Source organism: Pseudoalteromonas sp. NZS71_1 (genome assembly GCF_015864305.1).
In the GTDB taxonomy this organism is placed as follows: domain Bacteria; phylum Pseudomonadota; class Gammaproteobacteria; order Enterobacterales; family Alteromonadaceae; genus Pseudoalteromonas; species Pseudoalteromonas arctica.
Genome location: NZ_JADYXM010000008.1, coordinates 60,183 through 74,274 on the forward strand (window position 1 = coordinate 60,183; position 14,092 = coordinate 74,274).

Annotated in this window: 12 protein-coding genes; 5 read left to right on the plus strand and 7 right to left on the minus strand. The window is 38.6% G+C overall.

The genetic code is table 11. From position 1 onward, the window contains the following. Positions 1 to 574: 574 nt before the first annotated feature. Positions 575 to 1,273 carry a GNAT family N-acetyltransferase gene (locus I6F43_RS12815; protein ID WP_197102651.1) on the minus strand — a complete coding sequence of 233 codons (699 nt, stop codon included), beginning with the start codon at positions 1,271 to 1,273 and terminating at the stop codon, positions 575 to 577. 153 nt (positions 1,274 to 1,426) lie between these two features. On the opposite strand from I6F43_RS12815, the gene I6F43_RS12820 reads away from it, so the two are divergent. From I6F43_RS12820 to I6F43_RS12830, 3 genes are all read left to right on the plus strand, one after another. Continuing rightward, positions 1,427 to 1,663, plus strand: a complete 237-nt coding sequence (locus I6F43_RS12820; RefSeq protein WP_002958240.1) for a DUF2789 domain-containing protein — start codon at positions 1,427 to 1,429, stop codon at positions 1,661 to 1,663. A 96-nt stretch (positions 1,664 to 1,759) separates the two neighbouring features. After that, positions 1,760 to 2,026 (plus strand): hypothetical protein, encoded by a 267-nt coding sequence (locus I6F43_RS12825; protein WP_010553684.1) that lies wholly within the window; start codon positions 1,760 to 1,762, stop codon positions 2,024 to 2,026. A 13-nt stretch (positions 2,027 to 2,039) separates the two neighbouring features. Beyond that, the gene (locus I6F43_RS12830; protein ID WP_010553685.1) at positions 2,040 to 2,813 is read left to right on the plus strand and encodes a Zn-ribbon-containing protein; all 774 of its coding nucleotides are present in this window, start codon (positions 2,040 to 2,042) and stop codon (positions 2,811 to 2,813) included. A gap of 328 nt (positions 2,814 to 3,141) precedes the next feature. On the opposite strand, the gene syd is transcribed toward I6F43_RS12830, so the two are convergent. Then, positions 3,142 to 3,681 carry a SecY-interacting protein gene (gene syd, locus I6F43_RS12835; protein WP_197102652.1) on the minus strand — a complete coding sequence of 180 codons (540 nt, stop codon included), beginning with the start codon at positions 3,679 to 3,681 and terminating at the stop codon, positions 3,142 to 3,144. A 59-nt stretch (positions 3,682 to 3,740) separates the two neighbouring features. Here syd and queF point away from each other — a divergent pair, with 59 nt between their 5' ends. Then, on the plus strand, positions 3,741 to 4,586 hold the full coding sequence (queF, locus tag I6F43_RS12840) for an NADPH-dependent 7-cyano-7-deazaguanine reductase QueF (protein WP_197102654.1): 846 nt from the start codon (positions 3,741 to 3,743) through the stop codon (positions 4,584 to 4,586). Between the two features lie 255 nt (positions 4,587 to 4,841). Here the strand turns inward: queF and I6F43_RS12845 are convergent, their stop codons facing one another. Genes I6F43_RS12845 through I6F43_RS12855 form a run of 3 tightly spaced genes read right to left on the minus strand, consistent with a single transcriptional unit; the run spans position 4,842 to position 11,196 of the window. Next, positions 4,842 to 5,747 carry a peptidylprolyl isomerase gene (locus tag I6F43_RS12845; RefSeq protein ID WP_197102656.1) on the minus strand — a complete coding sequence of 302 codons (906 nt, stop codon included), beginning with the start codon at positions 5,745 to 5,747 and terminating at the stop codon, positions 4,842 to 4,844. 32 nt (positions 5,748 to 5,779) lie between these two features. Next, positions 5,780 to 9,469 carry an autotransporter assembly complex protein TamB gene (gene tamB / locus I6F43_RS12850; RefSeq protein WP_197102658.1) on the minus strand — a complete coding sequence of 1,230 codons (3,690 nt, stop codon included), beginning with the start codon at positions 9,467 to 9,469 and terminating at the stop codon, positions 5,780 to 5,782. Further along, on the minus strand, positions 9,469 to 11,196 hold the full coding sequence (locus tag I6F43_RS12855; protein WP_010553690.1) for an autotransporter assembly complex protein TamA: 1,728 nt from the start codon (positions 11,194 to 11,196) through the stop codon (positions 9,469 to 9,471). The genes tamB and I6F43_RS12855 overlap by 1 nt, the downstream gene beginning before the upstream one ends. A 214-nt stretch (positions 11,197 to 11,410) precedes the next feature. Here I6F43_RS12855 and I6F43_RS12860 point away from each other — a divergent pair, with 214 nt between their 5' ends. Then, positions 11,411 to 11,746 carry a ribonuclease E inhibitor RraB gene (locus I6F43_RS12860; protein ID WP_007378192.1) on the plus strand — a complete coding sequence of 112 codons (336 nt, stop codon included), beginning with the start codon at positions 11,411 to 11,413 and terminating at the stop codon, positions 11,744 to 11,746. 44 nt (positions 11,747 to 11,790) lie between these two features. On the opposite strand, the gene I6F43_RS12865 is transcribed toward I6F43_RS12860, so the two are convergent. Both I6F43_RS12865 and I6F43_RS12870 read right to left on the minus strand, forming a co-directional pair. Then, the gene (locus I6F43_RS12865) at positions 11,791 to 13,542 is read right to left on the minus strand and encodes a DEAD/DEAH box helicase (protein WP_197102660.1); all 1,752 of its coding nucleotides are present in this window, start codon (positions 13,540 to 13,542) and stop codon (positions 11,791 to 11,793) included. 124 nt (positions 13,543 to 13,666) lie between these two features. Beyond that, positions 13,667 to 13,969, minus strand: coding sequence for an H-NS histone family protein (locus I6F43_RS12870; protein ID WP_007586043.1), 303 nt, complete (start codon positions 13,967 to 13,969; stop codon positions 13,667 to 13,669). Positions 13,970 to 14,092: the final 123 nt, after the last annotated feature.

The following is a 14,092-nucleotide window of genomic DNA, read 5'->3' on the forward strand; positions in this document are numbered from 1 at the left end:
CATACTGTAGCATCATCCTTGGTAATCCTTTGAAGTAGCTCCTGCCACTTTTTGCATCCTGCAATATCCATAGCCATCTTGGCAAACCCACGAAATCTATCGTTTAGCTACATCCCGTAGCATCATCCCTGGTAATCCTTTAAAGTAGCTCCTGCCACTTTTGCATCCTGCAATGTCCACTTGCCATCTTGGCCGTCCTGCGTAAACTAACGCTCCTGCTACTTCCTGTAGCGTCATCCGTGATTATCCTAAAGTAACTCCTAGCTACTAAGTGCTTCATGCACTTCCTTATTCTTCCTTGTATCCGTTTTAGCTTGTCCTTTATGCTTCCTGCTAGCGTCTGCTATGTTGCCTATTCCGTATCCTTGGCAGTAACTCAATCATTGAGCTATGTCGTCTTGACAAAGAGAAGTTTAAAGCAATCAGGGGGGAGAAATAGGACTTAACACTAAATAAATAAACGTCACAAAAATGAAAAATAAAAATAAACTTTAAATAACAATAGCTTGAATGAAAAAAGGCTGCATATTAATAGCCTTTAACTGACAATGCTCACGATAATGTGAGATATATCTCACGGCCTTATGTCCGTTTGGGCGCATTGGCTTACATCATAATTTGAAATAGTTGGCTCAATTATTGATTTAAACAGTAACTCGCCCTCTACTTGGTTAAAAGTAAGGTGTTTAAATGCTTCAAACTTTTCGGTTTTAAAAAATTCAGTGTGTTCTTTACGCGTTACAAATACAGCCATCCCCGTTGACTCAGCGTTACATTTAACTAAATCATCAAGCCCTCGTAGTAAGTAACGACCAAACCCTTGCCCATGAAAATGTGGATCTACGGCAATAAAAGCTAAAAAGTAGTAATTGCCCTTCTCTTTAAGGGCATCTCTAATTGTTTGTTCTTTATCTATTAATTGATTTGTTTGTAAGTAGCCCGCACTCAGCATTAATTTTAAACGCCAGTGCCAATAACGCTGCGCTTGTAATTGGCTATTAGATTCAAATACACACGCTACTGCTTTTAATTTATCGTTGCGGTATAAACCAATTAATGGCTGCTTTTCTTGCCAAAAACTACTGAGCTCTTCGCGAATTAATGATCGTAATTTTTTTTCGTATACTGATTTATTTTCGTCATTGTAGCTAAGCATGTTTTGTAATACAGGATCGTCATGATAAGCCTGATAAATTAGGCTTGCTGCAGTGCTAATATCTTCTGCGGCTAAATACTGTACGCTGAACGTATCAGCTGGCGTGGTTACACTCATTGTATTTCCTTTATTATTTTAGCTGTAGACTGTTTAACTTTATACCTAACTATATACCTAAAATTATTAACCGTAAATTCAGCGAGAGTTTAACTAGCTAGGAGTAGAGTTAATCCTTAGAATAAGTTTTCATTCGTTTAAAGGAGCAATATCATGGATACGACTAAACACGACATCAATACACTATTTGCACAGCTTGGATTACCTAATTCTGATGAACAAATAGATGCATTTATTGCCTCACATGAATTAGAAGACACAACACTACTCCAAGAAGCTTCTTTTTGGGATGAGGCACAACAGCACTTTTTAGCTGAATCGCTTGCACAAGACGGTGATTGGAGTGAAGTAATTGACGAGTTAGATGTACGCATTCGTCAAAGTAAGTAATTTTATTTAATGTACCCTCCCTTATTTATTGCTAACATAGCATCTGCGCAGCATTTATATGCTGCGTATTTATTTTATTAAAGAGTTATATATCTAATGAATTCAGTTGTATTTGATGCAATTAAAGCCCTTCTTGATGAAGGCAAAACCCCTACTGTAGCACTAACTAAAAGCCGTTTGGCGCAACCGGTTCCTATGCCGATGATTATTGCAGCAGTAAGCCAATATAAAAACAATCCTGATTCAATAAATAACTTCATGAGAAACCCACAGCAGTCAGATAGTACTGAGCTTAAAACAAGTCAATTAGATAGAATTGAGCAAAAACTCGATAAACTTCTTGCACTGCTAGAACAAAAATAATTTGAGACTATAAATGTTCGTTGTTGATTTAACTTTTGATTGCTACCAAGACACCACCCTAGAACAAGCCGAACAAGCAATAAATCGCTTAGTAAATGCACTGCGTTTTAATGGTCAAATAATGGGCGAAGAATTTCCAACCGTTTTAAAAGATGGATTTTTTATTACCCGTGTAATGTGCCCTACTGAAGATGCAATGCACCCGCTAAATAACAGCCCGTTTGTTAAGCACAGTATCGAAAAGTTACATAGTGCGGGGCTACTTGCGCCAAAAGTAAAAGTGATTGGGCAAGATATTCACTCCAACGGCGCTGACTGCTGTAAAGAACCATCAAGTTATATTTTATACACAACCTATGTGCATACGTGTAGCCCGCTTTATTGTGGTGATGACTTTTTGCCTGTGCCGTTATTTCGTATTCCGGCAATTGCTAATGGTGACTATAAAACGCTTATAAAATGGCAAGAAGATTGGCAAGCCTGCGATCAAATTCAAATTAATGGCGCAACCCGTTGTGAGTTTCCGGCACTTGAAGAAATATCGAGTATCCAAAGCGACTTATACAGACGCGGAAAAGACATAACAAAGCGAATTAGTTTTTTAACTAAAAAGCCAACCTATTATTATTTATACCGTGTAGGCGGCGTAGATAAAGCGTCTGAACTTGAACGAAAATGCCCTAGCTGTCATGGCGACTGGAAATTACCTGAATCGTGGTTTGGGTTATTCGATTTTAGATGTGAGCCGTGTGGCTTAGTGTCTAATATATCGTGGGATTTTCAGTAACCATTAGGGCGTGTTGACCTTTGTGGATTGAAATTTGTTCAATCTAGGGGCGATTTAATCGCGGCGCGAGGTTTGTAACCTAGTGGGCTAAGTAAAAACCGAGCAACAAAGAGTAAATCGTCCCTAGAAAGAACCCAAAGGGCAGGCATGTTTGGCATTTATGCTTCGTTATCGCCTATTTATGGGGAGTAACCACACTACATAGGCTCTGCCTTGCCTAAAAACCAAACATACAGCTGCAAAATCAACCACGAAAGGTCAACACGCCCTAGTAATGGCTCTAAAAATCAGCTTAGTGATAACGCTAAGCTGATTTATTAAACACGTTTTAAACCTCTAATGCCTTTAAAAAAGCATTAATGTTAGGTGCAAGTACATGGTGTGTTTTTTTGCCTACGTGCTCTAAACATACTTCACCAGTGTGCACCAATACACTCACTAGTAAATCATCTTGATCTGTTAAACCAATAAATACCGTTTCTGGCTGCTTGAGCTTGCGTTTCATTAAAACGTGACCCGTTATATTTTGCTGTAACAAATTAAAGTCTTCTTCGTTCCATGCTTGTAGTAATTCAACCTGATGCCCATCAATACTTGCTGAAATGCTTCCACCGTACATATGCCCATATAGCTCGCTAAGCTCTTTTGGAAACTCAAGCTCAAGTGCACTGGCTAAATCATTAAGCGAACCTGCAGGTTGCTGACGCGCCCCCTGCCATTGAATGTTTCCTTGCTCGTCAACCTCACCAACTTCACATGGGCTTGGCCATTGTTCGTCGTGCGCAATAAGTGGGTACTTTGTAGTGTTTTTCAGGATATTTTCGCTAAATGTTTGATGAAGTTGTTCTATAAGCAATGCAACAGACATACTGTGAAACTCATTTAAATTAGATATAATGTCCCTATTGTAACTATTTAAGAGCAAACATGACAGATTACAGCAATTCTCCAGACCTTAAAGGTAGCGTATTAGGCCAATCTACTGAGTATGTAGATGTGTACACGCCAAGCTTGCTTTTCCCTATTGCGCGCAAACTAAATCGTGATGCTTTAAATATTGACGAAGCAGAGCTTCCATTTAAAGGCCAAGATATTTGGACAGGTTACGAGCTTTCATGGCTAAACAATAAAGGTAAACCGCAAGTTGCCGTAGCCTTATTTACCTTTGAGTGCCAAAGCAGCCATATTATTGAGTCAAAGTCGTTTAAGCTTTACTTGAATAGCTTTAACCAAACCCGATTTGAAAGCATTGATATAGTAAAACAGCATTTAATTGATGATTTATCAAACGCGGTTAACAGCCCTGTCAAAGTGACTTTATATAATCCTGATGATTACAATTGCTTACCGTGTACAGCGCTGCCAGGTGAATGTATTGATGACTTAGATATTGAGATTAATAATTACGATATTGATGCTAATTCACTTAAAGCAAAAAGTGATAACGTAGTTACAGAAACGCTCTATAGCCATTTACTTAAATCGAACTGTTTAATTACCTCCCAGCCTGACTGGGCAAGTGTGATTGTAAGATACACAGGCGAGCAAATATGTCGTGAGTCGTTATTGCGTTACTTAATTTCATTCAGAACACATAACGAATTTCATGAGCAGTGTGTTGAGCGTATTTATAGCGATTTAACAACACAACTTAATATTAAAGAGTTAGAGGTTTACGCGCGTTATACTCGTCGCGGCGGGCTTGATATAAACCCGTACCGCTCTACGCATTATAACGACACGCCATTTGCAGTTAAAATTAATCGTCAGTAGGTTATTTTAAACTGGAATATGAATATTAAAAAAGGAGCCTAGGCTCCTTTTCTATTTGTATATTTAATTAATACCAATTCGCTTAATTAAGTGAGCTATTTTGAGGCTGGGAAAACGTGTTGATAGCTAGGCAAAAAATTCGCTATTTAGTTGTTCTCGGCAATTGCTCCTGCATTGCTCTACCTTCTGCATCCATGCAGTCGTAAATGAGAATCTTTTAACGCAGGTAGCGACACGTTTAGCCCCGCAAAATGATTAAGTATTATTGCGGATTGGTATAACTTCACGCTTAGTGGGTATGGGCATACCACACACATCAACGTAATTATGTGCTTTAACAAACCATGGCTCAACACGGTTTTTACGAGCACTGATTAAGTTTTTAAACACCGGTGAGTTTGTTTTCATCACTTTAAATATACTTTTATCGCTTTGTACATCGCCAAGCACTTGTATATTTGTAATTGGGTTAAATGCTTTTCCTTCAGTTGGTGTACGCGCTAAACGATTAAAATGATCTATACCTTCGAGCACTAGACCAAACACCGTAATGTTTTTATCAAGGTAGCGCGGGCCTTGCCCTATCGTTACAAAAAACTCCGTACTCGCACTATTTATATCGTTATCGCGCGCCATTGCAAACACACCACTACAATGCACTTGCCATGTTTGCGTATGTGCTGAGTTTTGAGCAACTGCAAAGCCGTTTAAAAAGCCAGTAACTGGTGCATATCCGTCGCCATTTAGCTCAGTAATTAAAAGTGGTTTGTTTGTTGTTAAATAAAACTCAGCAGGGACTGTTTTATCTGCCGTTTTAATTAACTTTTTACCCGAGCTGTCCCCGCCTTGCGCTACAAAACCTTCAACAAACCGATAAACGCTAGTATTTTTATAAAACCCTTCTCGCGCTAACTTTTTAATGTTTTGAACGTGCTTTGGGGCAAGCAGTTCATTAAGTTCAATGTACGCATCGCCCGTTGGCAGCGTTAACTTTAAAGTATTTTGAGCGTCCACTACTCGCCAGTCATTATCTGTTGCACTAGCAATTACTTCACTCGCGCTCAATAAAGGTAGCTCTTGATTAGTAACATCACTGCCTATTTTTTGAGCGCAACTACTCAACAAAACACTAAGCAGAGCTGGCAATATAATTTTTTTCATCGCTTATATCCTTATAATTATTATAGTTTTGGTTATTCCCAATCAAACTTATATAGCACATCAACATTTTGGTATAGGCCGCTCGTTATTTCTATGTATAACTGTGAAAGTAACTGATAACGCACAGCCACTTCACTGAGCGAATCAAATACACCCACGCTATATTTAACTTGTAAGCTAGGTGCTACGTAACCTGATATTTCTACTTTGGTGCTATCACCACTACCTGATGAGCTTAAACTTACATCTGACAACCCAAAGGTTTCACCTACCTTAGAAACAACCCCTTCGCTGCGGCTAACACCTTGAGAGAGTAATAGCTGCGTAAGCATAGCATCGCTTGACGAACTTTCTCCATCGCCTAAAGGTTGGCCATTAAGTAAATATGCGAGTGCTTGAGCTTGATCCATCGCAGGCTCAGAAAATATTTTAAGCGTTGGTTGTTCAACATTACCCGTGAGCGTAACCCCTGCAATGACACCATTTGCAGTCGTATCGGGGTTACGTATTGCTTTAATATTTAAAAATGGTTGTTCAATTGAACCGCTAAAACCTACTTGCCCGGTGCTGATTATTAAATCTTGCCCAAAGGCTAAGTAAGTACCTTCAATTAAGTTAAGCTCACCTGTGGCTATGATTGGCGCACCTTGACTCATTTTTATCGCTAAATCACCCGCAACTTTTGATTCCAAGCCAAACGACTCTACTTTTACATCGTTTTTAACAATCACTTTTAAATCTATGTCGTAATCAAACGGGACTGTTTCTGTGGCCTCGGTTTTTTGATCAACAATAATTTCATCATCGCTAACTTGCACCGCGCCCTCAGGAAGCTCTTCAATCATTATACGACCGTAAGGCACAACTACCTCACCAGCAAGCTTGAGTGCATTATTAGCCAAGCCTATTTTTAAATCTGGCGATACTTTAAAAGTAACCCCTTGCTGCGCGCGTACATAAAACTGCTCGCCAACTACCGCCACATTTACAGCAGGTTGCGCACCTTGCCAATCAACATCACCAGTTAGATTTATTTTACCGCCCTGATTGTCGTTTAAGTTGCCTTTTATTGTGGCTGTTGTTTTATCAAACAATACGTTTATATTTGATTTTTGCAGCGCTATAGGTAATTGCTCGCCCTCTAAACTAATATCGCTCACATTAAGCTCGCCATTTAATAATGGATCTTTTAACGTACCTGCTAACGCGACTTTTCCGCTAATATCTCCTTTTAACTGCTCGAGGGTTTCAAGAAATGGTTGTAAGTCTGAAAGGAGTATTTTATCAATATTAATAGTGCCGTTAAGAGCTTGCGTATTTTGTATATCGTCGATATTAATTTGTGTATTAATTTTGCCTAATACACTTGATTCTAAATTAGCTTCAAGCTTGCCAATTTGAGAATCCGAAAACGCACTAATACTTAATGTTTCGATTGGTAATTTAAAACGATCTTCTTCCGAGGTTAGCACTGCTTCTAAGTCGCTAGAATCGATATTTGCGCGTAATGTTTTAAGCGCGCCGCTTTGCCAATTAAGTGCTACATCGCCAGCTATATTACCGCGAGTACGAATGCTATTAGGTAAAAAGTGCTTAAGCTCCTCAAGTGCTAAATTGCTTAGTTTAGCATTTAGCTGACCGAGATTTTTTGACTGCGCTAAGGTGTCTATGCATAATTTACTTTGCTCAGATGCCCAACAATGTGCACTTACATCAAAGTCGCCACTTTGTGTATTAATCATAATGGCAATATTTTTAGTATTACTAAAACTAAGCTTTTTATCGCTAAGCGTTACATTACTAAGCTCGCCATTCCAAGTGGTATTATTAATTTTGCCATTAACTTCAAGCTCTATACTGCCTTGCTCAGCATCTACAGATGCCGTAAGTTGGTGATCTGTTTTGTCGCCGCTAATATCAATTTTAACGCTATCAATTTGCTGTTCGGCCACAAGCGCCGAACCAACACTTACCGAAACATCGGTTTGCCAATCGGCTGCGGTATCTAACTGCCCTTTTACTGATAATTTATTAATATTTATTTCATCAAAAATAAAGCGATCGAGTATTAGTGCTAAATCAACAGAGGGCATTAACCTTTCCCCCCTTACTTTTAAATTTGCGTTGCCGTCAGCAGTAAATGGAATATTAGCTTTTTCATCACTTTTTAGCGTTACTTTGCCATCAACCTGCCAAGTATCGTCAACTTGCCCGCTTAGTGCTAATTTATTGGTGCCGCTACTTAAATAAAAGCTATCAATATTAGCTTTTAACGTGTTGTCTAGCTTAAAGTTTGAGGCAAATTCTAGTGGCACGTCGTTAAGTAATCCGCTTAACTTTGTATTATTCATTTGTAGCTGCCACTTGTCGTCAGCTGCATTGAACGAGCCTTTAAACTGTCCTGAAATATCACTGGTAGCGGCATCAGTTAAGTACTGCGCTTTTAAGTTAGCAAGCGTGCCATTAAAGTTAGCCTGTATTCCTTTTTGCCAATCAACATTGGCTTTTATAGTTGCACTGCTTTCGTTCGCTTTAATGCTTAGCGCTTGTAAAGTTGCTTTGGTAAGACTGCCTTTTAATTGGGTATTTAAGTCAACAGCTGGGTACGCGCCTAGTTGGCTATTCGCCTGAAGGCTAAGCTGATAGTCGTCAGCATTACCTTGTGCGTTAAGGCTTACATTTCGCACTTTAAGCTCATTACTTTGTGCATCAATAAGCCACTGTTTAATTTTGCCATTTAACTCAAACGGATAGTTTTTCTGCTTTAAATTTGCCGTTGCCGTTAAACTAAGAGGATATTGCCCCTGTGTTTCTAAATTTAAGTTTAGATTTGATAAATCGCCATTTAACTGCAAATTGGCTTGATACTCGTCACTTTGTAAAACAACATCCCCTTTCACGGGCAAATTCCCTGCAAGCTCAGCATTAAGATGCGTATTAAGCTGCCACTGTTCATACTTTGCTGAGAATGACTCTAAATTAATAACCGCATCTTCCACACTTAATTGCAGCGAGATGTTTTCAATAACATGTTGGGCTTCGTTTTGCTCAATCGTAATTTTAGCTATTTCAAAGTCTTCAACAACTAAATCAAGTGGCGAAGTAAATTCTATATTAGGCAATGCGGGTAGGTGCGTTAAAGGCGCTTGAGTATTTTGCGCCGTTTGTGTTTTCGCATCTTGTTCTTGCTCTTTTAAGGCAACAAGTATGGTGGGAATATTCAGGCTTTTAACCGTCAGCTTTGAACCCTCTGCTTTTGCTGAGAGTTTAAAGTTATTAACGCTTACGTTTGCACTTGGATGCTCTAGAGTAAATTTATTGATCGCAATGTTTTTTACAGCAATATTAAAAGGTAAGCTGATTTTTTCAAGCGGCTCTGCCGCGGCTTCTTCTTGTGACTCTGCAGTTTTTGGTAATGTTAAATTTATAGATTTAGCACTTAAGTTATCTATACAAATTCCATCGCACTGCCACCAAAACAAATCAATTTTCAATTGTTGTGCATTAAAGTCCAATCCGTTGCTAGCAAAGCGTATATTAAAGGCATCATTATAAATAAAACGGCCATCTTTAATTTCAATATGTAGTCCATCTACCGCTTTGTTTGCACTATAAGCAATAAATTGATTACCGGGTGCGGTAAATAACAAACAAAATAGTGCAACAACTAACGTGACAAAAATAGCACTTACGGCGGCTGTTATCTTTTTTAATACTGACATTAAATTTCTGGCCCTATGGTAATACTTAAACGTGTGCTTTTACTTTCTTTTGTTAATCCCCAAGCGTGGTCTATACGCACTGGGCCAACGGGTGTTAAATAGCGAAAACCAAAACCAGCACCTACTTCAAAATCATCAGAAAAATCATTAGTCGCAGTACCACCATCAACAAATAAAGCTGCTCGCCAATTTTTAGCAAACTGGTAGTTATATTCCATCGTGCCCGATAGTAAATACTTACCACCTATTAGCTCGCCGTCATCGTTCTCAGGCGAAATTGATTGGTACGCAAAACCACGAACGCTTTGATCGCCACCTGCGTAAAACCGAAGTGAAAATGGCACGTTGTTAATATCATCAACAAGCATTGCTCCCACATTCGCTTTTAAAAAAACCAAGTGGCGGTCAAAATAAGTGCGTAGCCATGCATGTTGCATTTGCACCCTAATCAGATTAGTACTCGAAAGCACATCATCTAAGCCAAACTCAGCAGATATAAGCCACTGCTCTCCCCAATAGGGAGTCGTGCCGCCTTTTGATTTTTTGCGCGCGTAGCTAATGCCCGGCATTAACATTTCGGTACTTTCTTCGTCTTCATCACCAATACGGTAGGTTTCTTGGTCGCGGCGTAAAAATGCAGTACGCACCCACTTATTTTCGGTCAACCATTGGCGCTGAACTTGCCCTGTTAATATTTCACTGTAAGTGTCGTTTGTGAGCTCATCTTCTAATTTATAACCGACAGAGAATCGCCATAAATCATCATTAGGATCATCAACCGGAATTGTATAAGCCATGGAAATATCTTGCTGCTTTTGTGCCACATTTAAATTAGTTTCGAGGTAATGGCCGTCTTCTGTGATCCACGGTTTACTCCATTTAAAACGCACCTTGGGCCCTAAGTCAGTACTAAAACCACCGCCAATTTCATAGCTGTTAGCTGGCTTGGGTAATACTTCAACTTTAATCGGTACTTGGCTGTTTTTGCGCGCTGCAATGTCAGCATAAACACGTACACTGGCAAAATAAGGGGTACTTGATAAATCCAAGTTATAGTCAGCAATATGTGTTGATTTATAAGGTTGGCCCTGCGAGAAAGGCGCTATAGAGCGTATGTATTTTTCAGCGGGTGTACTACTGGCAATTTGTATATCGCCAAACTCATACCTAACTCCGGTATCAATTATGAAAGTAATAACAGCACTATTTTTTTTAAGCGACACTTCTAATTTGCGCGCTGGCCACTTAGCATCAAAATAACCAAGCTCCAGCAACATAGATTCTATTTTTTTATGAGCAGAGTCATATTTACCATGATTTAAAACATCACCTTGCTTTAAGTGATTGCTTTTAATCAATGCCTGTAATTGGGTATCGCTTTGACCATCACCGTTTAGCGTAATATTAATTGCTTCTATGCGAGTTGCAGGCCCCCGTTCAACTTTAACAATTAGTTCGCTGTCGTCTTTATCATAAATAACCTCGACGGTCGGGCTATAATAGCCAAGTGCTTTGATGCTATTTTGTACTTGTTTTTGAGCATAACGGCGAAGTGTACGGGTTGGCTTCTCGCCAATTAACTGCTTGAGGTAAAGAGCTACGTTATTTTCTAAATCGCCACTTAACCCTTCAATTTCGTAATCTTCTATGACTTTTTCTGCCGCATAGCTATTTGTCGCAATTAAAGCGCTCACAACACACATGCAACGTAAAAACTTAATAAACAAGTAAATATCCTTACTTTTAATATCTTACAAAAAACTGTTTAATTACCCGCATATTAGCATAGCCATAATGAGCAACACATTAACTTAATAACAATCTAACGCGTAAATTTAACTTTGAATAAATATCAGCATAATTAAAATTAGTACGCGTTAAGACAATATTTTAGTTACAATAGTGCCTACGAATAAAAAATTAATTTTAAATGAGTTTTTAATGCAATTCCCTGATGATGATAACGGCCAACTTTTAGCCGAAATAGCCGCTGCTGGCATTGATTTAAATAAAATGCACCAAGTCGATTTTTTTATTTTATTTGAACAAGAAGCCGATGCTGAAAAATTTGCTAAAGAAATAGTCTCTGATGCATTAGTTCAAAATGCTGAGCTCGAAAAATGCAAAGACACTGGCGTTTGGGAAGTAATCACTCAAGTACAAATGGTGCCAGAGCACACCCTTCTAGGACAAGCAGAGCAATACATTGAAAGTATTGCTAATAGCTTTAATGGATACGGTGATGGCTGGGGATTAATGGACGGTGACGAGGCTTAGTTGCCTTTTAATTGTATTAGTTCAATGTACTCTATCAGTTAAGCTTAGCGGCTTAACTGATTTGCCTTTCTAAAACCCCCTTTATAGTCAAATAGCTTATCAGCCACTTTCCAACCATACTTTTTGCTTTTTCGTGCAATAACAAAATCCGGTGGTACTAATTCAAATTGTGCGTTTACTACTTGCGCTGCAGTTTTAAAATTAATAGGTGTTTGCCCAAGCCCCACACGTTGACCAAATTGCTTATTAAATATAAATTGCCCGCCTTTATTTGCGAGGTTATATACTTCATCGCAACTTGCACCATCTTCATCAAAATACGTTATTTTAATAAGTTCATCTTTAATTTGAGTTACCGATAACCCACTACATCGAAGCACAAGTGCGTCTTTTAAGTTTAATGCATTACGTAACTTATCATCAGGGTCGGCCATAACCGCGCCACAATCATGGCATTTACGTGCAGCAATATCATTTTGGGCACCGCACTGCTCACACTCTTTAAACCTAAAACGATAATCGCACTGCTCTTTATGCCCATCATCATCTTCTAACAGCCCTTTACAGCGCCTGCCAAAGTGCTCGATTACTTTTCCTGCGGAATCAGTTTTACCCCAAAATATATTCGCAAAACCACAGCCAGGACAAAGTACCTGCACAGGTTCATTATCACTATCGCCTTTTTTATCGCCTACTTCTGGGTGAAATAAATTAAAACCATTGCCGGCATAATCTATTACTAAGCAATCCGTTTTTGATTCAGATAACCTGAGACCTCGCCCCACAATTTGTTGATATAAACTAACTGATTCTGTAGGTCTTAAAATAGCTATAAAGTCGACATGTGGCGCATCAAAGCCGGTTGTTAGTACCGATATATTAACTAGATACTTTAATTGCTTAGCTTTAAATTGCTTAATGATTTTATCGCGCTCAGTGTTTGGCGTATCACCTGTTATAAGTGCACTTTGATGAGCTGGTAGGTAGCTTAATATTTCCTGAGCATGCATTACCGTGGCTGCAAAAACCATAACACCTTCACGCTCTTCACTGTATTGAATTACTTGCTGTAATATCGCTTTCGTTGCGCGCTCACTGTTTTTTAAAAGCGCATTCATATCATCAGTCGTATATTGCCCAAATGCATTGCTATCTAAAGACGAAAAATCATAATGGCTAATCGCTGCATCAACTTCGTTTGGCGGCGTTAAATAATTATGTTTGATCATATACCTGAGCGGCAATTCAAAAATACAACTTTTAAACAGGCTTTCATTAGTCCCTTTAACAAAGCCATGATAATGATGATGGTATATCCACCCCGTCCCTAGCCGATAAGGTGTTGCTGTTAAACCCAATACTTTTAACTGAGGGTTATATTCTTTTAAACTACTTATTACTTTTCCGTACTGGCTTTTTTTATCCCCATTTACTCTGTGGCATTCATCAATAATAAGTAACGAATAATGCTCATTTAATTTATTTAAATTACGAGAAAGTGATTGCACACTGGCAAAGGTTACTTGATGGTTTAATGACTTTTCTTTTAAACCTGCTGAAAATATACTCGCCTCTAAACCAAAACTTTTATATTTTTGCGAATTTTGCTCTACCAACTCTTTTACATGAGCAAGTACTAATATTTTTTGCTTAGCAATACGGGCAAGTTCAGCAATAACCAAACTCTTACCTGCGCCGGTTGGTAGTACAATAACGGCAGGATCATTACTCTTTCTAAAGTGTAAAACGGTGCGTTCTACGGCTTCTTGCTGGTAAGGTCTTAGTTTATAGCTCATGGGAAAACAAATAGGTTTGAGTGAAGAGATTTTAGCAAATAATAGCTGGGAGTTTTAAACTTTAATTATATTTTATTGAGGGGGAAACAAAAAAGAGAAGCCGAAGCTTCTCTTATATTTAGCTTTAGGCTAAAAATTTCTCAAGCTCAACACCTTCAAACGCTTTAGGACGACGGCCACGGCCTGTCCATTCAATAGTCTCACCATTAAGTTCCATGCGGTACTTAGGCTTAACTTTAGTACGTTTGTCTGATGCTCCATCTTGTAAATCTTCTAGCGTAAGTCCTTTTTCTTTTAAAAGATCCAAAACTTCCTGTTTCGCTTTTTGCTGCTGGGTATATTTTGAAATTGCATCATTGATAAGCTGTTGGGCTTTTTCAAGATCCGTTAATGATGCTGTTTTAATAAAAGATCGGACTTCTTTCATTTATATCTCGCTAAATTGTGTGATTGGATTTGTTTAAATATTCATTTTAAGTATAAGGGTATTTTTCAGGAATGACTATTACAAGATATAAACTAAATAATCCCTCTGTTAAATATACGCTAT

Excerpts from the sequence above, each read along its gene's own strand:
- I6F43_RS12865 (WP_197102660.1), bottom strand. The coding sequence starts at position 13,542 with ATGAGCTATAAACTAAGACCTTACCAGCAAGAAGCCGTAGAACGCACC.
- I6F43_RS12820 (WP_002958240.1), top strand. The coding sequence starts at position 1,427 with ATGGATACGACTAAACACGACATCAATACACTATTTGCACAGCTTGGA.
- I6F43_RS12825 (WP_010553684.1), top strand. The coding sequence starts at position 1,760 with ATGAATTCAGTTGTATTTGATGCAATTAAAGCCCTTCTTGATGAAGGC.
- I6F43_RS12870 (WP_007586043.1), bottom strand. The coding sequence starts at position 13,969 with ATGAAAGAAGTCCGATCTTTTATTAAAACAGCATCATTAACGGATCTT.
- I6F43_RS12860 (WP_007378192.1), top strand. The coding sequence starts at position 11,411 with ATGCAATTCCCTGATGATGATAACGGCCAACTTTTAGCCGAAATAGCC.
- I6F43_RS12845 (WP_197102656.1), bottom strand. The coding sequence starts at position 5,747 with ATGAAAAAAATTATATTGCCAGCTCTGCTTAGTGTTTTGTTGAGTAGT.
- syd (WP_197102652.1), bottom strand. The coding sequence starts at position 3,681 with ATGTCTGTTGCATTGCTTATAGAACAACTTCATCAAACATTTAGCGAA.
- I6F43_RS12830 (WP_010553685.1), top strand. The coding sequence starts at position 2,040 with ATGTTCGTTGTTGATTTAACTTTTGATTGCTACCAAGACACCACCCTA.
- queF (WP_197102654.1), top strand. The coding sequence starts at position 3,741 with ATGACAGATTACAGCAATTCTCCAGACCTTAAAGGTAGCGTATTAGGC.
- tamB (WP_197102658.1), bottom strand. The coding sequence starts at position 9,469 with ATGTCAGTATTAAAAAAGATAACAGCCGCCGTAAGTGCTATTTTTGTC.
- I6F43_RS12815 (WP_197102651.1), bottom strand. The coding sequence starts at position 1,273 with ATGAGTGTAACCACGCCAGCTGATACGTTCAGCGTACAGTATTTAGCC.